Source organism: Pseudomonas sp. 5.2, assembly GCF_059025405.1.
Window position 1 is genome coordinate 28,149 of the sequence record NZ_JBYBHH010000007.1, and the last position, 23,147, is coordinate 51,295.

Genomic DNA, 23,147 nt, shown 5'->3' on the forward strand with positions numbered 1-23,147 from the left:
AAGGCTGCTCCTACACAGGTCATGCGCAGGATTCGAGTGACTCAAAAATCCTTGCGCAACTGCACGCCGAAGTAGCGCCCGTCGTCGCGTGGTACGGAGCGGTAGATGTAATCGCCACCGCTGGCCAGCATCTGCGCATACGACTTGTCACCCAGGTTTTTGCCCAGCAGTGCCACACGCCAGCCGTCGTTGTAGTCGGCCAGGGCAATGCTGGCGTTCCAGATGCCGTAGGCGCCCTGCACGGTGTCTGGGTTCTGGTCCAGGCTGAACTGCACCGAATCCTGCCAGCTGTAGTCGCTGGAAAGCTCGACATCCAGGCCGTTGTCCAGCGGGATCACGTAGTCGGCACGTACGTAGGTCTTCCAGTCCGGGGTAAACGGCAGGTGGCCACCGTCGATGTTGCAGTTGGCCGCGGCCCCTGCCGGGCAGTTGAAGTGGTCGACACGGGCCTTGGTGTAGGCCACGGCGGTGGTCAACTTCAGCTGCGACGTCGCCTGGAAACTGGCATCCAGTTCCACGCCCTGGGTCTTGACCTTGCCGGCGTTGACCAAACGCGTTACCACCTGATTGGCCACCGTGTCGAAGAAGTTGGCCTGGTAGTCGTCGTAGTCGGTGTGGAACACCGCCAGGTTGGCGGTCAGCCGGTTGTCCAGCGCCGTGCTCTTCAGGCCGACCTCATAAGCGTCGGAGGTTTCCGGTTTGAGGGCGCCGGTGTCGCGCGGCTGCATGTTGAAGAACACGTTGTAGGCCGGGCCTTTGTAGCCACGCGAATAGGTGACGTAGCCGGTGAGGTTGTCGTTGAAGTCGTATTGCAGGCCGGTGCGCCCGCTCCAACCGTCCTCGTCCACCGAGCCGGAACTGGCGGTCGAAGGCTGGATGCCGGTGACCGCGGTGGCCGAGCTGGAGACCCGGCGGTGGTCGTACTCCAGGTCGTCGTGGGTCCAGCGCAGGCCGAAGATGGCGCGCAAGTCGTCGGTGAAGTTGAAGGTGTTCTCACCGAACAGCGCGACGCTGTCGTTGGTCGTTGAGTAATCTGCCCGCCCCGTGTTGGCCACGCCGCCGTTGACCGACAGGCGCTGGTAGGTTTCGTTGGAAGTGCCGTGCATGTAGAAGGCGCCGAGCACGTACTCGTTGAACTGCCCTTTGGGCGAGGTCAGGCGAAACTCCTGGCTGTACTGGTCGTAGTCCACCGTGCCCTTGTCATGGGACGCGGTCACGGGGAGCAACGCACGGCGGTCGCCGTCCTGGTACTGGGTGTTGTCCCAGCCGCGCCAGGCGCTGATCGAGGTCAGGGTGTAGTCACCCAGTTGCCAGTCGAGCTGGGCCGACAAGCCTTGGTTCTCGTCTTCGACGTGGGTCTTGAAGTCACTGTTGATATCGCGGTTGTGCGCGCTAGGGGTGACCGGGCGCAGTTGGTTGGCAAACGCTGTACTGGCGCTTGTGATCACACCGCTGGGGAGTGTGTCTTCACCTTTCATGTAGTCAGCGATCAAGGTCAGGCGCAGGTCTTCGTTGGGTTCGAATTCCAGCTTGCCGCGGGCACCTTTGCGCTGGTAACCATTGACGTCGTGGCCATTGGCAACGTTTTCGACATTGCCGTCGTAATCGCCCCACAAGGTGCTCAGCGAGCCCTTGAACTGTTCGCTGAGCCGCCCGCCAATGCCGAAGCGCAGGCGGTTTTCATCGCCACCGCCAAAGTGCGAGTAATCCACGTAGCCGCGGGTTTGCTCGGGGATGGCCTTGCTGACCACGTTCAGCACGCCGGCCGACGCGTTCTTGCCGAACAGCGTGCCCTGCGGGCCACGCAGCACTTCGATGCGCTCCAGGTCGAGCAGGTCGAGGGTAGATTGGCCCGGCCGCCCGAACACCACGCCATCGACCACGGTGGCCACGGTGGGCTCGACGCCTGGGGAGGTCGAAATGGTGCCTACGCCCCGGATGAACAGCGAGGTGTCCTTGTTCGAGGCGCCTGCCCGGTAATTGAGTGTCGGTACCTGCTGGACAATGCTGGCCACGTTGTTGCGGTTGTCACGTTCGAGCTGCTCGCCATCGATCACCGAAACCGCCACCGGGACTTCCTGTAGGCTGGCTTCACGGCGAGTGGCCGTGACCGTCACCGCGCCGAGGGCCGTCGCTTGCGGCGCGCTCTCGGCAGGTTCGGTGGCTTGGGCGCCCTGGCCGAACGCGGCCAACAAAATGGCCGCTGCCAGCGGCCGGCGTTGTGTAGTAGGAAACGGAGTTGTCTGCATGCTGCTCACTGCCTTATGGGACCAGACCAGGCCCACGTTCACGGGCCTACACGGAGGGTGCTGTGGTTGTCTGGTCTCGCTCGTGCGAGTGGCAGGCGCTTGCCAACAGCAGCGCTTGTTAGCGCTAACATGAGCAAGTATCAGAGGGCGCTGCTTAGCACGTCAAATACTTAAAAGTCAGATTGATATGCAATAAAGCTATTTGCCAGGCGCCATTGCGTTAGCGCTACCATCGCGCCATTTCCCGATGAGGCGACCCTGTGAGCCAAGCCAAGGATTCCCCCCGAAAGCGCCGTGGTGCAGGCCGCGCCACCCTGGCCGACGTGGCGCGCGCGGCAGACGTATCGGCGATCAGTGTGTCGCGTTTCTTCAACCAGCCTGAGCAGGTTTCACCGCCTCTGCGCGAGCGCATAGAGGCCGCTGTGCAGGCGCTGGGCTACGTTCCCAACCTGGTCGCCGGGGGCCTCGCCTCGGCGCGCGGGCGTATTGTCGGCATGGTGATCCCGAACATCTCAGGGCCGATCTTTGCCCAGACCATCCAGGCCTTCAGCGACACCCTCAGCCGCCATGGCTATCAGTTGCTGCTGGCGTCCAGCTATTTCAGCGAAGAACAGGAAGAGAGTGCGGTGCGTGCGTTCCTCGGCTGGTCGCCGGCGGCGTTGGTGGTCACCAGCCATTTCCACAGCCCGGCGACTGAAAAGATGCTGGCCGAAGCTGACGTGCCCGTGGTCGAGATCTGGGATTACCGCCCCGAGCGGGCGCCGTTGCAGGTCGGTTTTCTGCATCACCAGGTCGGCGTGCAGGCGTGCCGCTACTTGCTGGCAAAAGGGCATCGACGCATCGCCTTCGTGCAGAACAGCGCAGCCGGCGACTTGAGCGCGTTGGAGCGGCGTGACGGGTACATCGAGGCCTTGGCCGAGGCCGGTCTTGAACCCTGGGTGTTCGTGCCCTCCGCCGATTGCGCGCCGTTCGAGGCAGGCAAACAGGCAATGGAGGCGCTGATCCGCCGCACGCCACGCCCCGAGGCGATCATCTTTGCCAATGACAACCTGGCTGCCGGCGCCGTGTTGGCTGGCCAACGTGCGGGGCTGCGGCTACCGGATGACGTGGCGATCGTCGGCTTTGGCGACTACCCCTTCGCCGACATGCTGCTGCCCAGCCTGACCACGTTGCGGCCGCCCTCGCGGGAGATTGGCGAGGTGGCGGCCTTGCGCGTCCTGCAACACCTGGGCGCCATCGCGCATGAGGGTGAGGTGCAACGGCTGAACCTGCTCGCCTGCGAACTGGTCGCCCGCGAAAGCGCCTGACGGCAAGGCACTGATGCATCGGGCGCTGTGACAATCCGCACAATGAGGATTATTCTTCCAAGGTATGTCCCACAGCCCCAATATGTGAGCGCCGAATATGAAAATCGATGACATGGACGCCTTCGTGGCGGTCATCCGTTGCCAGTCGACCAACCTCGCCGCCGAGGCCCTGCAACTGACCCAGCCGGCCATTACCCGTCGCGTGCAGAACTTCGAGGAAGACCTCGGCGCCACCCTGCTCGACCGCAACACCAAACCGCTGAAACCAACGCCAATGGGCCTGCGGGTGTATGAGCAGTGCAAGGCGATCCTGCGGGAGATCGACTCACTGCGTGAATTGGTCGCCAATGACGGCGCCCCGTCAGGCACGTTGCGCCTGGGCGTGCCGCAAACCCTGGGGGACGTGGTGCTGCTCGACGCCCTGGCGCAGATTCGCGACACCTACCCGGTGTTGCGCACCCAAGTCACCAGTGGTTGGGGCAGCAGCCTGATCGCACGCATGGAAAACGGCGAACTCGACGCCGCTGCCGCACTGTTCCCACCTGGCAAAATCTTCCCTGAGGGCATCACCAGCCGCTCCATCGCGCGTATGCCACTGCGCGTGGTGGCCGCCAAGGGCAGCGCCAGCAAGCGCAGTTACAAGCTAAAGGATTGTTACACCCGCGGTTGGGTGCTCAACCCCGACGGCTGCGGTTTTCGTGCGGGGCTGCAGCGGGCCTTGAGCGAACAAGGGCTAAGCCTGTCGATCAACCTGGAAACCTTTGGCACCGACCTGCAACTGGGCCTGGTCGCCAACGGGCAAGGGCTGGGGTTGGTGCCCGAGCCGCTGCTGCAGAGCAGCCGCCATCGGGATGCACTGGATGTGGTCAACGTGACGGATTTCAAACCGCAGGTGGACTTGTGGCTGTTCCATCCACGGTATCTGGGTAACCTGCAGGAGCCGGTGGAGCTGTTTGGTGAGATTGCCGGGAACAGGCTGCAGGCCGCGCCCACAGCAGGAGCCCACACATAATAAAACATTTGCATAGTAGGTATTTTTTAAATTCTACAAACAAATAATTAGCATAGAACCAAAAAGACTTTTACAGCGCTCATCCAGACGAATACGGTCTTAGAAACCCACCGTGTTCCAGGGATGAATACTCCATGAGTCACCCCCCATCCACCGCTGCTCTTGCCGAGCTGACCCAGGCCCTTGCTGCCAACGCCGAGCGCTATGACCGCAGCGGTCAGTTCCCCGCCGACAACTTCAGCCTGCTTCACCGCCACGCCCTGCTGAGCTTGACCGTGCCCCGCGCCCTGGGTGGCGGCGGGGCCGACCTGGCCACTGCGCGCCAGGTGGTTGCCGCCGTTGGCAAGGGCGACCCCTCCACGGCGCTGATCCTGGTCATGCAATACCTGCAGCACTTTCGCCTGCAGGACGAAGCCCGCTGGCCCGAGCACTTGCGCTTGCAGGTCGCCCGTGACGCAGTGGCCAACGGTGCGCTGATCAATGCCTTTCGTGTCGAACCCGAACTGGGCACGCCGGCCCGTGGCGGCCTGCCGGCCACCGTGGCACGGCGCACCGCTGCAGGCTGGCGGCTGTCTGGGCGCAAAATCTACTCCACCGGCAGCTACGGCCTGACCTGGTACCTTGTGTGGGCGCGCAGCGACGATAAAGACCCGCTGGTCGGTGGTTTTCTGGTGCACAAGGACACGCCCGGCATCAGCATCGTCGAAGACTGGGACCACCTGGGCATGCGCGCCACCTGCAGCCACGAGGTGCGCTTTGACGACGTGCTGATCCCGCTGGACCACGCCGTCAGTGTCAGCCCTGCCAGCGCGCCGCGGGCCGAACTCGATGGCACCGGCCTGCTGTGGATGTCGGTGCTGCTACCGGCACTCTACGACGGCGTCGCCCAGGCTGCGCGTGACTGGCTGGTGCAGTTTCTCAACAACCGCGCACCCTCCAACCTGGGTGCACCGCTGGCGAACCTGCCGCGCTTCCAGGACGTGGTCGGGCGCATCGATACCCTGCTGTTCGCCAACCGCAGCCTGCTGGACTCGGCGGTCGCCGGGCACATTGACCCGCGCCATGCCGGGCAGATCAAACACCTGGTCAGCCGCAACGCCATCCAGGCGGTCGAGCTGGCCATCGAGGCTGCCGGCAACCCTGGCCTGTCCCGCCGCAACCCGCTGGAGCGGCACTACCGTGACGTGCTGTGTAGCCGCATCCACACGCCCCAGGACGATGTGGTGCTGGCCCAGGTCGGGCGCAGCGCACTGGCGGAGGTGGCAGCATGAGCCACTCGATCATTGCCAGCCAGCTTGACCCCCAGGCCAACCAATACCTGCGCGAGCACCTGCCCGACCACGAAGTCATCGACCTCGCCCCCGGCCAGTTGCACGTGGATGTGCCTGCCGATGTGTTCATCGTGCGCCCGATCAATATTCGCGGTAACCGCGTAGATACCCCGCCGCCAGGCTGGCCCTGGTCGCTGCGCTGGGTGCAGGTGGTGTCGTCGGGCATCGACTTCTACCCCGACTGGGTATTCCAGGGGCCGCCGGTGACCAGCGGCAAGGGCGCCAACGCCGAGCAGGTCGCAGAGTTTGCCCTGGCCCTGGTGTTTGCCGCCGCCAAGCAACTGCCGGGGCTGTGGGTGAAGGACACCGACTGGCGCCTGACGCCCTTGGCGCCGTTGCGCGGCCGCACGTTGGGCATCTTCGGCTTCGGCAGCATTGGCCAGAGCCTGGCGCGCAAGGCCACCGCGCTCGGCATGCGCGTGCTGGCACTGAACCGCCCTGGGCAGCCGATTGCCGAAGTGCCCGGTGTCGAGCGCGTCGAGCGCCTGCAGCACCTGTTCGCAGGCAGCGATCACCTGGTCATCGCCGCACCGCTGACCCCAGCCACACGGGGCCTGATCGACCGCCAGGTGCTGGCCCAGGCCAAGCCCGGCCTGCACCTGATCAACATCGCCCGCGGCGCCCTACTGGACCAGCAGGCCTTGCTCGAAGCACTGGACAGCGGGCTGATCGGCCGCGCCAGCCTCGATGTTACCGACCCGGAACCGTTGCCGGCGGGCCACCCGCTGTACCACCACCCCCGCGTATTCCTGTCGCCGCACACGTCGGCGATTTCCGAGGACGGCTACCCCGCGCTGCTCGACGCCTTCCTCGACAACTTCGCCCGCTATCGCGAGCAGGCGCCGCTGCGCAACCTGGTCGATATCCAGCGTGGCTACTGACCCTCTCTTCTGGAGCACACCATGAGTTCATTGTCTGTCGTATCCCCACAAACAAACACCGTTCGCCAGCGGGTCAGTGCCGAGGAATGGGAGGTGCGGGTAAAACTGGCGGCCGCCTATCGCCTGGCGGCATTGTTCCGCTGGACCGACCACATCTACACGCACTTTTCGGCGCGGGTGCCCGGGCCAGACGAGCACTTCCTGATCAACGCCTTTGGCTTGCTGTTCGATGAAATCACCGCCTCCAACCTGGTCAAGGTGGATGTCGACGGCACGATCATCGACGACCCACTTGGGCTAGGGATCAACCAGGCCGGTTACGTCATCCACAGCGCCATCCACCGCGCGCGGCACGACCTCAAGGCGGTGCTGCACACCCACACCCGCGACGGCGCCGCCGTGTCGGCCCAGCGGGATGGCCTGCTACCGATCTCCCAGCACGCGCTGGCCTACTACAGCCGGGTGGTTTACCACGACTACGAAGGCGTCGCCCTGGACCTGGACGAGCAACAGCGCCTGGTTGCCAACCTGGGTGACAGCAACATCCTGATCCTGCGCAACCACGGCCTGCTGACCGGCGGGGTCAGTGTCGAGCATGCGTTCCGCGAGCTGCATGGGCTGGAGCGGGCGTGCAACATCCAGGTGGCGGCGCAGGCCGGCGGCAATGACCAGCTGCTGCATGCGGCACCGGCGGCGATTGCCAAGGTGCACGAGCAGTCCAAACGGTTTTCCGACGGGCTTGGCGAAGGGATTCAGCGGCATTGGGATGCGCTGATCCGCCAATTGGACCGTGAGGGGCGTGACTACCAGGACTGACTGGCAGACCGCTGCTGCTTGGGCTGGCCTCTTCGCGGGCAAGCCCGCTCCCACATCCATCAGGTACACCGCGGTACCTGTAGGAGCGGGCTTGCCCGCGAAGAGGCCAGCCCCGGCAACCCAATTACATCAGAAGGAACGCCCCATGCCGCCACTCCCCCGTGCCCGCCATTTGCTTAGCGCCTGCGCACTGGTGCTGGCCCTCGCCGGCTGCTCCCCCGCCACCGAGGACACCAGCAAAACCCTCAACATCGCTTTCTGGGGCGACAACACCACCCTGGTCAGCGTCGACCCCTTCCAGGTCTACTGGCTCGAACACCGTGTGCTGCTGCGCAATGTCGCCGAGTCCCTCACCGACCAGGACCCGGACAGCGGCCGCATCATCCCGTGGCTGGCGAAAAGCTGGGAAGTCAGCGATGACGCCCTCACCTACACCTTCCACCTGCGCCAGGACGTCAGCTTCAGCAACGGCGAGCGCTTCGACGCCCACGCCGTGAAAACGGCCTTCGACACCAACAAAGCCTTCGCCACGCATTTGCCCGCCACCTTCGGCGCGACCTACCTCGCGGGCTACGACCACGCCGACGTGGTCGACGACTTCACCGTGCGCCTGGTGCTTGCCCGCCCCAATGCCGGTTTCCTGCAGGCCACCTCGACCACCAACCTGGCCATCCTGGCGCCCGCGTCCTACGCGCTCAGCGCCCAAGAGCGTTCGCTGGGCAAGATCATCGGCACTGGCCCGTTCGTGCTCGAGCATTACACCCCGGAAGTCGGCGCACGCCTGGTGAAACGCCCTGACTACGCCTGGGCCTCGGCCAACGTGAAAAACCCCGGCGCGGCCCACCTGGATGCCGTGGACATCAGCTACATCCCCGAAGAAAGCGTGCGCAACGGCCTGTTCCTGCAGGGCAAGGCCGACATCCTCTGGCCGCGCAACCCGTTCTCCGAAGTCGACCTGAAGCTGTTCCAGGCCAAAGGCGCGACCATTCAGAGCCGCTCGCTGCCAGGCCCGGCGCTGAACCTTTACCCCAACACCCGCAACGACCGGCTGCTGGGTGATCGCCAGGTACGCCTGGCCTTGCAGAAAGCCATCGACCGCACCAGCTACGCCCACACCGTCTACAACGCCGAGTTCCCGGTGGTGACCGGGGTTTATGACATCACCACCCCGTATTTCAAGGCCCAGGCCGACAAGCTCGCCTACGACCCACAAGGCGCAGAGCGCTTGCTCGACGCCGCCGGCTGGAGCAAGGGCGATGATGGCTATCGGCACAAGAATGGCAAGCGCCTGACCTTGCGCTACAACCTAACGCCGGCCGAAAGCGCTGGCGACGTGCTGATCCAGGACCAACTGCGCAAGGTGGGCATCGACCTCAAGCTCAATGTACTGACCCGCGCCGAATGGGTCGCAGGCAATGCCTCGGGTAACTACGACCTCACCTCCACCTACATGACCCGCGCCGACCCGATCATCCTCCAGACCATCCTCGACCCGCGCGCCGCCAACAGTGCCACCCTCGCCACCAATACCTACGAGCCCCAGACCCTGACCCAGGCCCAGGCGCTGTTCGACGATGGCATTACCGCCACCCACGACGCTCAGCGTGCCCAGGCCTACGGCCAACTGCAGGACCTGCTCATCGACCAGGCCTCGGCGTTCCCGTTGTACGAGCGTGTCTGGCAGGCCGCTACCGCGCCCAGGGTCAAGGACTTCCGCTGGACCGCCGAGGGCTTTGCGTTCCTCAGCGATATCCAGGTCGCCCAGCCATGAACCGCTACCTGATCGGGCGCATCGGCCAGGCGCTGCTGGTGCTGTGGGGGGCCTACACCATTACCTACTTCATCCTCTACCTGCTGCCAGGGGACACCTTGGCGATCATGCTCAGCGCCTCGGGCATGGAGGCCGACGGCCTGTCACCTGAAGACCTGGCCAAGGCGCGCGCCTACTACGGGCTGGACCAGGGGATTTTCGAGCAGTACTTCGACTTGCTGTGGCGCGCGCTGCAAGGCGACTTGGGGCGTTCGCTGTCGCTGAACAGGCCGGTGACTGAGCTACTTGCCGAGCGCCTGCCGCAGACCTTGTCACTGGCCGGCCTGGCCATCGTGCTGTCGTTGCTGGCGGGTATTGGCCTGGCCTACCTTACCGCGTACCTGCAATGGCGGCCGCTGAAGGTGGCGCTGTCGCGCGTGCCTTCACTGGGGTTCTCGGTGCCGGTGTTCTGGATGGGGCTGCTGCTGATCCAGGTCTTCGCCTTCGGCCTGGGCTGGTTCCCGGCCACCGGCAGCCAAGGCTTCGCCAGCCTGGTGCTGCCGGCCGTGACCCTGGCCATCCCCAGTGCCGCAGTCTATGCCCAGGTGCTGCAACGCGGTTTCCAAGGCGTGTGGCACGAGCCCTACATCGCCACGGCGTTCGCCAAGGGGCTGAGCCGTGCCCAGGTGCAGGCCCGGCACGCGTTGCGCAACGCGGCGCTGCCGATTCTTACCCTGGTGGGCCTGCAAGTGGGCAATACCGTGTCCGGCGCCGTGCTGGTCGAGACCATCTTCTCGCGCAACGGTGTCGGTCGGCTGGCCCAGGAAGCGGTGTTGCGCCAGGACATCCCGGTGGTGCTGGCGATCGTCGCGGTATCGGCAGCGGCCTTCGTGCTGGTCAACCTGATCGTCGACCTGCTCTACCCCTACCTTGACCCCCGCATCACGCATGCCACGAAGGTGACCTGACCATGACCACCGATACCCGCCCGTTCCGTGCCGCCGCACCCGCCACGCCCTGGAAGCGCCGCACCCGCGTGCAGCGCTTGGGCCAGGCAGTGGCACCTTTGTTATCGCGCCCTGGTTTCGCCCTGGCGCTGCTGGTGGTGCTGTTTGCGCTGGCCGCCGCCGTGGTGCCGCAGTGGCTGGCCCATTTCGACCCCTATGCCACCTCGCCTGCGGCCAAGCTGACCGCGCCCGGTGCCGCGCACTGGTTCGGTACCGACGAACTGGGCCGCGACTTGTATACACGCGTGGTGTACGGCGCCAGCCTGTCGGTGCAAGCGGCACTGCTGGCGGTGGGCATCGCCCTGGCCGGTGGCCTTGGTTTGGGGGTGTTGGCGGGGTTTGCCGGAGGGCGAGTCGACGCGGCGCTCATGCGTGTGATCGATGTGCTGCTGGCCCTGCCTGGCCTGCTGCTGGCCCTGGCGATCGTCACTGCCATCGGCTTCGGTACGGTGCCTGTGGCAATCGCCGTCGGCGTGGGCATCATTCCGGGCTTTGCCCGCACCACCCGCGCCGAGGTGCTGCGGGTCAAGACCTTGCCCTATGTCGAAGCCGCGCGCCTGGGGGGCGCCAGTTGGTGCCGCACCTTGCTGCGGCACATCCTGCCCAACGCCTGGGGGCCGGTCGCGGTGCTTGCCACGTTGGACTTCGGCGCCGCGATCCTGGCCACTGCCGGCCTGAGCTTCCTCGGCTTTGGCGCGGCTCCCCCGGCAGCAGAATGGGGCACGCTGATCGCCAACGGCCGCCACTTTCTGATCACTGCCCCGTGGGTGTCGCTGCTACCGGGCCTGTTCGTGGTCGCCGTGGTGTTCAGCCTCAACCATCTCGCCCGTACCCTCGAGGAGCACCATCGATGAGCCAACACCCCCTGATCGCCGTGCGCGACCTCAGCGTCAGCTACAACGCTGGCGGCCATACCACCCAGGCAGTCAAACACCTGTCGTTCTCCATGGCCCAGGGCGAGACCGTGGCCATCGTCGGCGAGTCCGGTTCGGGCAAGTCGACCCTGGCCAACGCGCTGCTTGGCTTGCTGCCGGGCACTGCCCGAGTCGATGGCGGCCAGTTGTGGGTCGATGGCATCGACGTGGCGCACGCCAGCGAAAGGCAGAAGCGCCACCTGCGCGGCCGTACCCTCGGCCTGGTGCCCCAGGACCCGATGGTCAGCCTCAACCCGACACTGCGCGTTGGCCAGCAGATCGGCGAAGCACTGGCCCTGGCCCACGGCCGCCGCTACCGCAGCCTCGACGCCGATGTGCTGGCGCTGCTGGGCCAGGTCGGCCTGGACCAGCCGGCCCTGCGCGCCCGCCAATACCCGCACGAACTGTCGGGCGGCATGCGCCAACGGGTACTGATCGCCATTGCCCTGGCCGGCAACCCGCGCCTGATCATCGCTGACGAACCCACCAGCGCGCTGGACGTGACGGTGCAACGCAAGATCCTCGATCACCTGCAACGGTTGGTGGCCGAACGGGGCATCTCGCTGCTGATCATCACCCATGACCTGGGCGTGGCCACCGACCGCGCCGACCGCTTGCTGGTGATGAAACAGGGTGAACTGGTCGAGCAAGGCCCGCCTCGCCTCGTCGTTCAGGCACCACAGCACTCCTATACGCGTGACTTGCTTGCGGCAGCGCCCGCCTTTAGCCATCGCCGGCGACCAGGGCCATTGACGCCAGGTACGCAACCGATCCTGAGCCTGGAGGGTATCGGCAAGACATTCGAGTTGCCGAAGACAAAGGGCCAGCACAACCGCTTCGTCGCCCTGCAGGGCCTCAGCCTGCAGGTGCACCCAGGCCAGACCTTGGCCATCGTCGGCGAGTCCGGCTCTGGCAAGAGCACCGCCCTGCGCATCGCGCTCGGCCTGGAGGCGCCCAGCCAAGGCCGCATTCTGTTCGACCAGGTAGACGTTACCGGCCTTGGCTGGCGGGCGTTTCGGCCCTTGCGCCGGCGCATGCAGTTGGTCCAGCAAAACCCGTTCGCGGCCCTTGACCCCCGTTTCACGGTGTTCGACAGCATCGTCGAGCCCCTGGTGTCGTTCGGCCTGCTCAAAGGCCCCGCGCTGGAACAGGCGGCCCGTGAGCTGATCGAACGCGTGCACCTGCCCGTCAGCTACCTGGACCGCCTGCCCCGCGAGCTGTCCGGTGGCCAGTGCCAGCGCGTGGCCATTGCCCGGGCATTGGCCCTGCAACCCGAGTTGCTGTTGCTCGACGAGCCGGTCAGTGCACTGGATGTCTCGGTGCAGGCGCAGATCCTGGCGCTGCTGGATGAATTGCAACGCGAACTGGGGATCGCCTATGTGCTGGTGTCCCATGACCTGGCAGTGGTGGCGAGCATGGCGGACCACGTACTGGTGCTGCGCCAAGGGCAGGTGGTGGAGCAAGGTACGGTAGACGCGGTGTTCGATCGGCCAACGAGTGACTATACCCGTGAACTGATCGCGGCCATCCCTGGGCACAAAGCCGCCGCATAAGTCATGACACAATATTATTTATTTGCATTTAAATAAGACAAGTAAATACCCTAAAAACATAATTAGCATAGAACCACAAAGCCTTTCACAACCTCACCCCATACCCGCTAAGGTCACTCCAGACCGACCCCATTCCTGGCGGAGGCCGTCCACCACGACCACGCCAGGAGCCTTGCACGCATGACCCTTCCCTATCACCCACCTTGCTTCACCGGCGCCCCCGCGCGCGGTGACGCATGGCGGTATCGCTTCCATTTGCAGCACAACCCACAGGTATTCCCATGAGCAAACGACAGATCCGCCTGGGCGCCATGATCCATGGCGTCGGCCACGGCTGGGGCGAATGGCGCCACCCTCAGGCGCTTGCCGATGCGAGCGTCAATTTTGGTTTCTACAAACAGCAGGCGAAGTTGGCCGAGGCGGCGAAGTTCGACTTCGCCTTCATCGCCGACAGCCTGCACATCCACGCCCGCTCCAGCCCTCACTACCTCAACCGTTTCGAGCCGCTGACCATCCTCTCGGCATTGGCTGCAGTAACCGAGCACATCGGCCTGGTGGCCACGGTCACCGTCAGCTACACCGAGCCGTTCCAGGTGGCGCGCCAGTTCGCCTCGCTGGACCTGATCAGCGGCGGGCGCGCCGGCTGGAACGTGGTCACTTCGTGGCTTTCCGGTACAGCCGACAATTTCGGCAAGGCCGAACACCCGCCCCATGCTGTGCGCTACAGAATCGCTCGCGAGCACGTGGATGTGGTCAAGGGGCTGTGGGACTCGTGGGAAGACGACGCCTTCACCCGTGACAAACAAAGCGGGCAGTTCTTCGACCCGGCCAAGCTGCACACCTTGGGCCACCAGGGCGAGTTCTTCAAGGTCAAGGGCCCACTGAACATCCAACGTTCACCGCAGGGGCAACCGCTGATCTTCCAGGCTGGCGTGTCAGAAGAAGGTCGCAATTTCGCGGCACAGAACGCCGACGCCCTCTTCGTCAGCCCCGAGTCGTTCGACGACGCCCATGCCTATTACCAAGACCTCAAGCAACGCGCCTCACGCCATGGTCGCAACCCCGACGCGCTGTTCATCCTGCCCGGCATCCGCCCTATCGTTGGCCGTGACGCCGAGGAAGTCGAGCAGCGCTACCAGCAGGCCGTGGACCTGGTGAGCATCGAGGACGCACTGGTTGCACTTGGCCGCCCGTTCAACGACTACGACTTCAGCCAGCATGACCTGGACGCGCCCTTCCCCGACCTCGGCACTTTAGGCAACGACAGCCACAAGGGCACCTCGGACCAGCTCAAACAACTGGCCCGCGACGAAGGCCTGACCCTTCGCGAATTGGCGCTGCGCTTCTCGCGCCCCCGCCGCGACTTCGTCGGCACCCCGGCACAGGTGGCCGATGCCCTGCAGCACTGGTTCGAACAGGGCGCCGCCGACGGTTTCATCATCAACGCGCTGCTCCCCGACGGCCTACAGTCCTTCACCGAGCAGGTGGTGCCGCTGCTGCAGGCCCGTGGCCTGGTGCGCAGCGCGTACACCGGCACCACCCTGCGTGACAACTTCGGCCTCAGCGTGCCGGAAAACCGCAACACCCAGCGCCGCACCCAGCCGGCCGTTGCCTGAGCCCACCCCAACAAGGAGTTCTGTTCCATGAGCCTCGAATTCATTGGCCTCATCGGCCCCCAGGAAGGTAGCGAATCACAGGCACCACGCGGCCCGCTGGTCGACCTTGACTTCATCAAGGCATTTTCCCAAGCCCAGGAGTACGGCGGCTTCGACAAGGCGCTGCTGGCGGTCAACACCAGCGCACCCGACTCGCTGATCCTGGCCAGCTACGTCGCCGCACTGACCGAGCGCATCGGCCTGCTGGTCGCACACCGCCCGGGCTTTCAAGCCCCGACCTTCGCCGCTCGCCAGTTCGCCACCCTTGACCAATTGAGCCGTGGTCGGGCCTCGATCAACGTCATCACCGGCGGCGACAGCGGCGACCTGCAGCGCGACGGCGACTTCCTCGACAAGGACGCCCGCTATGCCCGTACCGACGAGTACCTGCAGGTGCTGCGCGACACCTGGACCCGCACCGAACCGTTCGACCATAACGGCACGCACTACCGGGTGGAAGACAACCTGACCCTGGTCAAGCCCGTGCAGCAGCTGCCCATCTACTTCTCCGGTGCTTCGGATGCAGCCGTCGAAGTGGCCGCCAAGCATGCCGATGTGTACATGATGTGGGGCGAACCGCTGGAGCAGGTGCGCGAGCGTATTGCCAAGGTGCGCAAGGCTGCAGCCCGTTATGGGCGTGAAAAGCACATCCGCTTCAGCCTGTCGCTGCGGCCGATCCTGGGGGCTACCGAGGAGCAAGCCTGGGCCCGTGCCGAGCGCATTCTGGCCGATGCCCAGACGCGCATCGGCATCCGCCAGGGCAACCGCCGCGAGAAGAACTTCGGCAAGAGCAACGCCGGCTCAGAGCGCCTGGTGCAGTTGGCCAGCCAGCGCAAGGTGCATGACACCCGGCTGTGGACCGAGATTGCCGCGTTGGGCGGCGGTGCGGGCAACTCGACGTCGCTGGTAGGGACGGCGGACCAAGTGGCTGAGGCGGCGCTGGCGTACTACGACCTGGGGGTTAGCACCTTCCTGTTCCGCGGGTTCGATCAGTTGCGCGATGCGGTGGAGTATGGGCAGGAACTGATTCCGCGGATTCGTGGGTTGGTGGCGCAGCGGGAGGCTGGGCGTAGCGCGCGGACGGCTTAGTGCATGGCTGGATTTTTTTGGCGCCTATGAGACCGAGCGCCGCCCGCGCGGCGCTTCGCAGCACAAGGCTGCTCCCACATCTGTTTCGGGCCAATTATTCCTGTGACATGTCTTGGCGCCCGCTTCGATGTGGAGCAGCCTTGTGCTGCGAAGCGCCGCGCAGGCGGCGCACGACCTCCCAGGCACTGCAAAACCCGAAAATTGCTGGCCTACAACTTCTGAAATACTTTTCACGCGCACACCGCTGTGCAATTGACGGAAAACCTGCCTCGTGGTCTCCTAATGCCTCGCGTTCAGGTGCCCCTCAGGGGGTGAAACGGGAAACCGGTGCGTCGCAAGCCCTCGACCAGGGCCCGACCAAGCCGGTGCTGCCCCCGCAACGGTAAGCGAGCGAAGCGTCTAGACCACTGTGCCGCGTCATCTGGCATGGGAAGGGGCGCTTTTCAGGAGCCCTGCTCCTCCTCGTGAGCCCGGAGACCGGCCTGACGTTCATGAACACCCCGCGGTGGGCGGGCGCTGTCGCATTCCCCTGGGCGGATCACGTTCGGGGCTGCCGCGCTTGCCCGTTGCCCACAAAAAGCAGAGGAACGCGTCATGCCCGTCACCAGCGCCAAACACAGCATTGCCACCCCCGTCACCCTCAGTCAGCGTGTCGTCATCGCCGTCGGCGCCAGCCTGCTGGGCCTGTGCCTGGTGTACTTTGCCGGCTTCTCGCACATCGAAGCCGTGCACAACGCGGCGCACGATACCCGCCACAGCGCCGCCTTCCCCTGCCACTGAGTACGCCCCATGATCATGCGCATTGCCCGTACCGCGGGCTTCAGCGGGCTGCTCGCGGCCTTGCTGCTGACCCTGCTGCAAAGCTTCTGGGTTGCCCCGTTGATCCTTGAAGCAGAAACCTACGAATCCGCAGCCCCTGTTGCCGAGCATCACGAACACGGCGCCGAAGGGGCCGCGGCCCATGAACACAGCGCCGAAGCCTGGTCGCCTGAAGACGGCTGGCAACGCGTGCTGTCCACCACCGGGGGCAACCTGGTGGTAGCGGTAGGCTTCGCGCTGATACTGGTCGCCCTGTACAGCCTGCGTGAACCGAAGCGCGCGGGCACCGGCGCCCTGTGGGGCCTGGCGGGGTTCGCCGTGTTCTGCCTGGCCCCTACCCTGGGCCTGCCGCCAGAGCTGCCAGGCACCGCTGCCGCTGACCTGGGGCAACGCCAGGCCTGGTGGATCGGCACCGCAAGCGCTACCGCACTGGGCCTGGCCCTGTTGGTATTTGCCCGCCACTGGCTGGTTAAAGCGCTAGGCGCCGTGCTGCTGGTACTGCCGCATGTCATCGGTGCACCGCAACCTGAGGTGCATCAAAGCCTCGCGCCTGAAGCCCTGGAAGCCCAGTTCAAGGTCGCCAGCTGGCTGACCAACGCCGCCTTCTGGCTGGCCCTGGGCCTGCTCAGCGCGTGGCTGTACCGCCGCTCCAGCCAGGCCTGATGGTTTTAGACGCGACCCTGCCGGCGCTGTACGCCGGCTTTGGCTGCCGCCGGGGTTGCCCGGCGGACACCCTCGAAAACCTGCTGCGCCAAGCCTTGGCTGACCATGGCTTGGCGCTGTCAGGACTGCGCGGTATCGCCAGCATCGCCCTCAAGGCCGACGAACCTGGCCTGCAGCAACTGGCCAAACGCCTTGGCCTGCCCTTGCTGCTGTACGATGCCGGGCAACTTCAGCCCTACGAACCCCTGCTAAGCTATCGCTCGGCCATCGCCCATGCGCACAGCGGTTGTTGGGGCGTCGCAGAAAGCGCGGCGCTGGCCATGGCCAGCCAGCACCTCGGCACGGCCCGGCTGCGGGTCACACGCCAAGTGCTCGGGCCGGCTACCCTCGCCCTGGCCTGCGGGCGATAATTGCAGCATCCCTTTCATCGCAAGGACTTTCCATGACGGTCTACTTCATCGGCGCCGGCCCCGGCGACCCGGAACTGATCACGGTCAAGGGCCAGCGCCTGATCCGCCAGTGCCCAGTGATCATCTATGCCGGCTCGCTGGTACCCGCGGCTGTGCTCGAAGGCCACCAGGCCGTGACCGTGATCAACAGCGCCGAACTGCACTTGGAACAGATCATCAGTGCCATGCGCACGGCACACGCGAACGGCCAGGACGTGGCCCGCGTGCACAGCGGTGACCCGAGCCTGTATGGCGCAATCGGCGAGCAGATCCGCCACCTGCGTGAGCTGGGCATCGATTACCAGATCATCCCAGGCGTGACCGCCACTGCCGCCAGTGCGGCCCTACTGGGCTGCGAGCTGACCCTGCCACAGGTGTCGCAAACGGTGATTCTCACGCGCTTTGGCGACACTTCGCCGATGCCGCCCGGCGAGCAACTGGCCGACCTGGCGCGCCATGGCAGCACCTTGGCCATCCACCTGGGCGTAAAAAACTTGCCGCGTATTGTCAGCGAACTGTTGCCGCACTACGGCCCGCAATGCCCAGTTGCCGTGGTCCATCGCGCCACCTGGCCGGACCAGGACTGGGTGCGGGGCACCCTTGACGACATCGTCGAGCGCGTGGCGCTTAAGGATTTTCGCCGCACGGCCCTGATTCTTGTCGGCCATGTGCTGGGTGACACGCCTTTCGCCGAATCGGCCTTGTACCGTGCCGGGCACGCGCACCTCTATCGCCCTGGCGACTGAGCATTGCCAGCGTTAGCGCAGGCGTAGCAGACTCAAGGTTCCCCCTGCCACCTGGAGCTACGCCAATGCTGGAATTACGACCCAATTGCGAGTGCTGCGACGCTGACCTGCCGGGTGATAGCCCAGACGCCTTGATCTGCTCCTTCGAATGCACCTTCTGCCGTGCCTGCGCCGACACCCGCCTGCACGGCCGCTGCCCCAACTGCTCCGGCCAGTTGCTGGCACGCCCGCCACGGGTCGGCCAAGCACTGGCCAACAACCCCGCCTCGACCCAGCGCGTGCGCAAACCTCACACCGCTTGCGCCTAACGGCCTTGTGCAAATAGGCATCGCCACGCCACGCGGGCGGTGCCTATCCCTGTTTTTGTAGGAATTTTCAACAACACCTACAGGGTTATTCAACAACTCTATACTCGGCATTACCAAACGTAGGGAATGGCCGTATCTTGCAGCGCTTCCGATAAACCCCCTTGCAGACGTATTCCTGAGTGTTCCAGGAAGCGGACCACAGCCCTACAGGAGTTTTCTTCATGACTACCGTCCTGATCGTCGACGACCACCCTATTGTCCGGCTCTCCCTGCGCCTGCTGCTCGAGCGGGAGCGCTTTCACGTCGTGGGTGAAGTTGCCAATGGCAGCGAAGTGGCTCAGGCAGCACGCGAATTGCGGCCGGACGTGGTGCTGCTGGACATCGGTTTGCCCGGCCTGGACGGCATGGAGGTCATCAAACGGCTTCAGTGCCTGGAGCCAGTGCCCAAGATCATGGTGCTGACCGGGCAGGCCACCGACCTGTACGTGAGGCGTTGCCTGGATGCCGGCATCGGTGCCTTCGTCACCAAGGACGAAGACCACGAGGCCCTGCTGTTCGCGCTCAAGGCCTTGGTAAAAGGCTATTCGACCTTCCCGCAGATGTCGGTCAACAGCAATTCGCTGGAGAGTGAGTCGATACGCCTGGGCAGCTTGTCCAACCGCGAAATGGAAGTGCTACGGCGCCTGGCACGCGGTGAAAACAACAAGAATATAGGCACCTGCATGAACCTCAGCGCCAAAACCATCAGCACCTACCGAGGCCGCATCATGGACAAGCTCAAGACCGAGTCTTTGGTAGAAATGGTCGATCTGGCCAAACGCAATAGCGTCAACTGAGCCCAGTCGCCATGAAGCGCCTGCTGGCGATCACCCTATTGGCCATCGGCGTGGCCAGTTCGCCCGGGCTGTTCGCCGACAGCGAGCCAAGGCAACTGCTGGCGCGCTCGATCAGCGCCGCGCCGCCCTTGCAACTGAGCGACCAGGACCGCGAATGGCTGCAGCAGCGCGGCCAGCTGGTACTGGGCAGCTCACGGCCTGACTATCCGCCGTTCGAAATCAACATCAGCGAACGTGATTACGAAGGCCTGAGCGCCGACTATGCAGGCATCATCGCCGAGCAGTTGGGGATCCCGGTCGAGGTGCGACGCTTCGACAACCGCCACGCAGCCATCGCCGCGCTGCGCGAGGGGCGCATCGACCTGCTCGGCAGCTCCAACGCCTTCGAGGCGGCGGATGCCAAATTAGGCCTCAGTTCGCCTTACGCCGACGACCTGCCGGTCATCGTCACCCGCGAAGGCCGCACCCTGAAAAACGCCCTCGACCTCGACGGCCTGCGCCTGGCCATGGTCGACCACTACCTGCCCGCCAGCGCCGTGCGCTCGCTGTACCCCAAAGCGCAATTAAGCCTGTACCGCTCGACCCTGGCTGGCCTTGCCGCGGTCGATCTGGGTGAGGCCGACGCCTACCTGGGCGATGCCATCAGCACCGACTTCTTTATTGGCAAGAGTTACCAGGGCACCTTGAAGATCGACCATTTCTGCCAGGTGGCGCCGGGTGCCTTTGCGTTTGCCATGGCTGACGACAACCCCCGTTTGCGCGGGTTGGTCGACAAGGCCTTGGCCAGAATCACCGAGAGCGAGCGCCTGACCATTCTGCGCCGCTGGACCAGCGGTAACACCAGCCTGCTGCTGGAGCGCCACCTGACCGCCTTGACCGCCGAAGAGGCAGCCTGGATCGCCCACAACCCGACCGTCAAGGTACTGGTCAACACCTCACTGGCACCGCTGACGTTCAACGATGCGCAGCACCGTACCAACGGCATCACCTTGGAGCTGCTCAAGCAGATTTCCCTGCGCACGGGCCTGCACTTCAAACCGATCGAGAGCCAGTCGGCGCAGGCGATGATCGAGCGCCTGGCGCGCGGCGACGCGCAGATGATCGGTGCGCTGGGCTACGGCACCGAGCGTGCCAAACAGCTGCGCTTCACCCGCCCTTACCTGGTCAGCCCCAGGGTATTGGTGACCCGCAACGACGCCACCTCATCGGCGCAGGCCAAAGCCCTCGATGGCCAGCGTGTCGCCCTGGTACGTGGTTCGCCACAGCGCGCAGAACTGCAGCGCCGCTTTCCACGCGCCAAGGTGGTCGAAGTGGACAACCCCCTCGGCCTGATGGAGACGGTGGCCAGTGGCGCCGCCGACGTGGCCCTGAGCAACTACATCAACGCCACCTACTACATCAACCATGTGTTCAAGGACCAATTGCGCATTGCCAGCGTGCTGGACGACAGCCCAGCCATCGCGGCATTTGCCGTGGCCCCGGACCAACCTCAGCTGCAGGCCATACTCGACAAGGCGCTGCTGAGCATCCCCCCCGAAGAACTGGACCAACTGATCAACCGCTGGCGCACCAGCACGCTGGTCAGTGACAGCCCATGGCGCGACTACCGCACGCTGGCGCTACAAGTGCTGGTGCTGTCCGCCCTGCTGTTGGCCGGGGTGGTGTTCTGGAATACCTACCTGCGCAAATTGATCCACCAACGCACCGACGCCCAGCACGCCCTGCAAGCCCAGCTAGCCTTGAGCCGCGGCCTGCTCGAACAGCTGCGCCAGGCCAAGGACGATGCCGAACAGGCCAGCCAGACCAAAAGCACCTTCCTGGCCACCATGAGCCATGAAATCCGCACACCGATGAATGCGGTGATCGGCCTGCTCGAATTGGCCCTGGAAGACAGCCGCGCCGGCCGCTGTGATACCCAGACCCTGCAGACCGCCCACGACTCGGCCATTGGCCTGCTGGAGTTGATCGGCGACATCCTCGACATCTCGCGCATCGAGTCCGGGCACATGACCCTGCAGCCGGTGCCGATCAACCTGGTCGAACTGGTGCGCAACACGCTGCGGGTATTCGAAGGCAATGCGCGGATCAAAGGCCTGCACCTGCACAGCGCGCTGCCTACCTCACCTGGCTGGGTGATGGCAGACCCTTTGCGGCTCAAGCAGGTACTGTCCAACCTGATCAGCAACGCCATCAAGTTCACCGAGCGCGGCGAAGTGCACGTCAGCCTTACCCTGTCGCCTGCCGACGCAAAGAGCGACCTGCAGGTCGAACTCTGTGTACGCGACACCGGCATTGGGATCAGCCCGAAAGACCAGGCCCGGTTGTTCAATGCCTTCGCCCAGGCCGATGGCCCGCGGGCACGCCAGGGCGCCGGGCTGGGTCTGGTGATCAGCCGCACCCTGGCCGAATTGATGGGCGGCACGCTGAGCCTGCACAGCGTCGAAGGCGTGGGCAGCAAGGTGCAAGTCTGCCTGCAGTTGCCCGCCAGCCAAGCCCCCGCGCCTGCCGAACAGCGCGCCCCAGTGCTGGAAGCCAGCAGCGGGCCGCTGAACATTCTGGTGGTCGACGACTACCCCGCCAACCTGCTGTTACTGGAGCGGCAACTGCACACATTAGGGCATCGCGTTACCCTGGCTGAAAACGGCGAAATCGCGCTGGCCCGGTGGCAGGCTGCGCGCTTCGACTTGGTGATTACCGACTGCAGCATGCCGATCATGGACGGCCACGAACTGACCCGCCGCATACGCAAGCTGGAACACGAGGGCGATTTGATGGCCTGCAGGATCCTCGGCGTCACCGCCAACGCGCAGGCCGAGGAACGTGCCCGCTGCCTGGCCAGTGGCATGGACGAATGCCTGTTCAAGCCGATTGGCCTGCAAACCCTGAAAAACCACCTGCCCCAGGCCAGCACGCACACACCGCCTGTGCAGGCCCAAGGCAGCGGTTTCAACCTGAGCGAGTTGCGCCACCTGACTCAGGACGATGAACAGCTCACCCGGCACCTGCTCGAACAGCTGTCACAAAGCGCCAGTGAAGATTTGGCCGCTCTGTGTGCGCTCGGGCCAGAGGCGGATAGCGATGCCGTGCGCGCCTTGGCCCACCGCATCAAGGGTGGGGCAAAAATGCTCAAGATGCGCACGCTGGTCAAGCACTGCGAAGCCATCGAACAGGCGCAGGCCCAAGGGCTGCCAACGGCTGAACTGCGCCAGCAACTGCAAGCCAGCATGCAGGCCCTGTTGCACGAACTCAGTGCCGCCCTCAGTGCAATTGCAACGTCGAGTTGATCTGGCTGATCGCATCGACCACGTGGCGTGACCCTTGCTGGATTTCCATGATCACCGTGCCGGCCTCGTTGGCCAGGGCCACGCCATGGCCGGTACGCGTCAGGCTCGACTGCATGCTCGCCACCGCCAACAGCGACAGGTCATGGTTTTGCCGCACCACATCGACGATCTCCAAGGTGGCTTTGCTGGTACGCGCCGCCAGGTTGCGCACTTCATCGGCGACCACGGCAAAACCGCGCCCATGTTCGCCAGCGCGCGCGGCCTCAATGGCCGCGTTCAATGCCAGCAGGTTGGTCTGGTCGGCGATGCCGCGAATGGTCAACACGATCTGCCCGATCACGTCCGACTGCTTGCTGACTGCATCGATACTGCGTGCGGCGTCATTGAGCTCCTGGGAAATCTGTTCGATCACCTGCACCGCCTGCTGTACCACCTCGGTGCCCTTGCGGGCGCAGGCATCGGTTTGCATGGAGCTGGC

At 64.7% G+C, this 23,147-nt stretch carries 20 protein-coding genes and 1 riboswitch; of the genes, 18 read left to right on the forward strand and 2 right to left on the reverse strand.

The genetic code is table 11. From position 1 onward, the window contains the following. Window positions 1-41 precede the first annotated feature (41 nt). Window positions 42-2,249 (reverse strand): TonB-dependent receptor, encoded by a 2,208-nt coding sequence (locus AC5PZ0_RS12590; protein WP_493855101.1) that lies wholly within the window; start codon window positions 2,247-2,249, stop codon window positions 42-44. A 260-nt stretch (window positions 2,250-2,509) separates the two neighbouring features. On the opposite strand from AC5PZ0_RS12590, the gene AC5PZ0_RS12595 reads away from it, so the two are divergent. The 18 genes from AC5PZ0_RS12595 (at window position 2,510) to AC5PZ0_RS12680 (ending at window position 22,669) form a co-directional block, all read left to right on the forward strand. Further along, window positions 2,510-3,556, forward strand: coding sequence for a LacI family DNA-binding transcriptional regulator (locus tag AC5PZ0_RS12595; RefSeq protein WP_265969352.1), 1,047 nt, complete (start codon window positions 2,510-2,512; stop codon window positions 3,554-3,556). 97 nt (window positions 3,557-3,653) lie between these two features. Continuing rightward, the gene (locus tag AC5PZ0_RS12600; protein ID WP_493855102.1) at window positions 3,654-4,568 is read left to right on the forward strand and encodes a LysR family transcriptional regulator; all 915 of its coding nucleotides are present in this window, start codon (window positions 3,654-3,656) and stop codon (window positions 4,566-4,568) included. A 134-nt stretch (window positions 4,569-4,702) separates the two neighbouring features. Further along, on the forward strand, window positions 4,703-5,839 hold the full coding sequence (locus AC5PZ0_RS12605) for an acyl-CoA dehydrogenase family protein (RefSeq protein WP_493855103.1): 1,137 nt from the start codon (window positions 4,703-4,705) through the stop codon (window positions 5,837-5,839). Continuing rightward, on the forward strand, window positions 5,836-6,780 hold the full coding sequence (locus tag AC5PZ0_RS12610; protein WP_099429232.1) for a D-isomer specific 2-hydroxyacid dehydrogenase family protein: 945 nt from the start codon (window positions 5,836-5,838) through the stop codon (window positions 6,778-6,780). The genes AC5PZ0_RS12605 and AC5PZ0_RS12610 overlap by 4 nt, the downstream gene beginning before the upstream one ends. A 21-nt stretch (window positions 6,781-6,801) precedes the next feature. Continuing rightward, a complete protein-coding gene (locus AC5PZ0_RS12615; RefSeq protein ID WP_027593380.1) occupies window positions 6,802-7,596 on the forward strand; it encodes a class II aldolase/adducin family protein in 795 nt (264 codons plus the stop codon). A 145-nt stretch (window positions 7,597-7,741) separates the two neighbouring features. After that, the gene (locus AC5PZ0_RS12620; protein WP_493855104.1) at window positions 7,742-9,367 is read left to right on the forward strand and encodes an ABC transporter substrate-binding protein; all 1,626 of its coding nucleotides are present in this window, start codon (window positions 7,742-7,744) and stop codon (window positions 9,365-9,367) included. Continuing rightward, window positions 9,364-10,314, forward strand: coding sequence for an ABC transporter permease (locus AC5PZ0_RS12625; RefSeq protein ID WP_027593382.1), 951 nt, complete (start codon window positions 9,364-9,366; stop codon window positions 10,312-10,314). Before AC5PZ0_RS12620 ends, AC5PZ0_RS12625 begins: the two co-directional genes overlap by 4 nt. 2 nt (window positions 10,315-10,316) lie before the next feature. Beyond that, window positions 10,317-11,207, forward strand: a complete 891-nt coding sequence (locus AC5PZ0_RS12630; RefSeq protein ID WP_493855105.1) for an ABC transporter permease — start codon at window positions 10,317-10,319, stop codon at window positions 11,205-11,207. Beyond that, entirely contained in the window at window positions 11,204-12,820 is a 1,617-nt protein-coding gene (locus AC5PZ0_RS12635) for a dipeptide ABC transporter ATP-binding protein (protein WP_493855106.1), read from the forward strand. Before AC5PZ0_RS12630 ends, AC5PZ0_RS12635 begins: the two co-directional genes overlap by 4 nt. A gap of 281 nt (window positions 12,821-13,101) precedes the next feature. After that, entirely contained in the window at window positions 13,102-14,436 is a 1,335-nt protein-coding gene (locus AC5PZ0_RS12640; RefSeq protein ID WP_085272925.1) for an LLM class flavin-dependent oxidoreductase, read from the forward strand. Between the two features lie 27 nt (window positions 14,437-14,463). Continuing rightward, window positions 14,464-15,564 carry an LLM class flavin-dependent oxidoreductase gene (locus AC5PZ0_RS12645; protein WP_274885244.1) on the forward strand — a complete coding sequence of 367 codons (1,101 nt, stop codon included), beginning with the start codon at window positions 14,464-14,466 and terminating at the stop codon, window positions 15,562-15,564. Window positions 15,565-15,842: 278 nt separating this feature from the next. After that, a riboswitch (cobalamin riboswitch) is annotated at window positions 15,843-16,064 on the forward strand. A gap of 94 nt (window positions 16,065-16,158) precedes the next feature. Further along, a complete protein-coding gene (locus tag AC5PZ0_RS12650; protein WP_027593390.1) occupies window positions 16,159-16,344 on the forward strand; it encodes a CbtB domain-containing protein in 186 nt (61 codons plus the stop codon). A 9-nt stretch (window positions 16,345-16,353) separates the two neighbouring features. Further along, a complete protein-coding gene (locus tag AC5PZ0_RS12655; RefSeq protein ID WP_027593391.1) occupies window positions 16,354-17,046 on the forward strand; it encodes a CbtA family protein in 693 nt (230 codons plus the stop codon). 17 nt (window positions 17,047-17,063) lie between these two features. Next, the gene (locus tag AC5PZ0_RS12660; protein ID WP_027593392.1) at window positions 17,064-17,456 is read left to right on the forward strand and encodes a cobalamin biosynthesis protein; all 393 of its coding nucleotides are present in this window, start codon (window positions 17,064-17,066) and stop codon (window positions 17,454-17,456) included. A 32-nt stretch (window positions 17,457-17,488) separates the two neighbouring features. Further along, window positions 17,489-18,241, forward strand: a complete 753-nt coding sequence (cobM, locus tag AC5PZ0_RS12665) for a precorrin-4 C(11)-methyltransferase (protein ID WP_493855107.1) — start codon at window positions 17,489-17,491, stop codon at window positions 18,239-18,241. Between the two features lie 65 nt (window positions 18,242-18,306). Continuing rightward, on the forward strand, window positions 18,307-18,549 hold the full coding sequence (locus AC5PZ0_RS12670) for a DUF1272 domain-containing protein (RefSeq protein ID WP_027593394.1): 243 nt from the start codon (window positions 18,307-18,309) through the stop codon (window positions 18,547-18,549). A gap of 221 nt (window positions 18,550-18,770) precedes the next feature. Next, entirely contained in the window at window positions 18,771-19,385 is a 615-nt protein-coding gene (locus AC5PZ0_RS12675; protein WP_099454269.1) for a response regulator transcription factor, read from the forward strand. 11 nt (window positions 19,386-19,396) lie between these two features. Then, window positions 19,397-22,669: a transporter substrate-binding domain-containing protein gene (locus AC5PZ0_RS12680; RefSeq protein WP_493855108.1), complete on the forward strand. Its 3,273-nt coding sequence runs from the start codon at window positions 19,397-19,399 to the stop codon at window positions 22,667-22,669. Here AC5PZ0_RS12680 and AC5PZ0_RS12685 read toward each other — a convergent pair. Next, on the reverse strand, window positions 22,644-23,138 hold the full coding sequence (locus AC5PZ0_RS12685) for a methyl-accepting chemotaxis protein (protein WP_371097432.1): 495 nt from the start codon (window positions 23,136-23,138) through the stop codon (window positions 22,644-22,646). The two genes, AC5PZ0_RS12680 and AC5PZ0_RS12685, sit on opposite strands and share 26 nt — an antisense overlap. Between the last annotated feature and the right edge of the window lie 9 nt (window positions 23,139-23,147).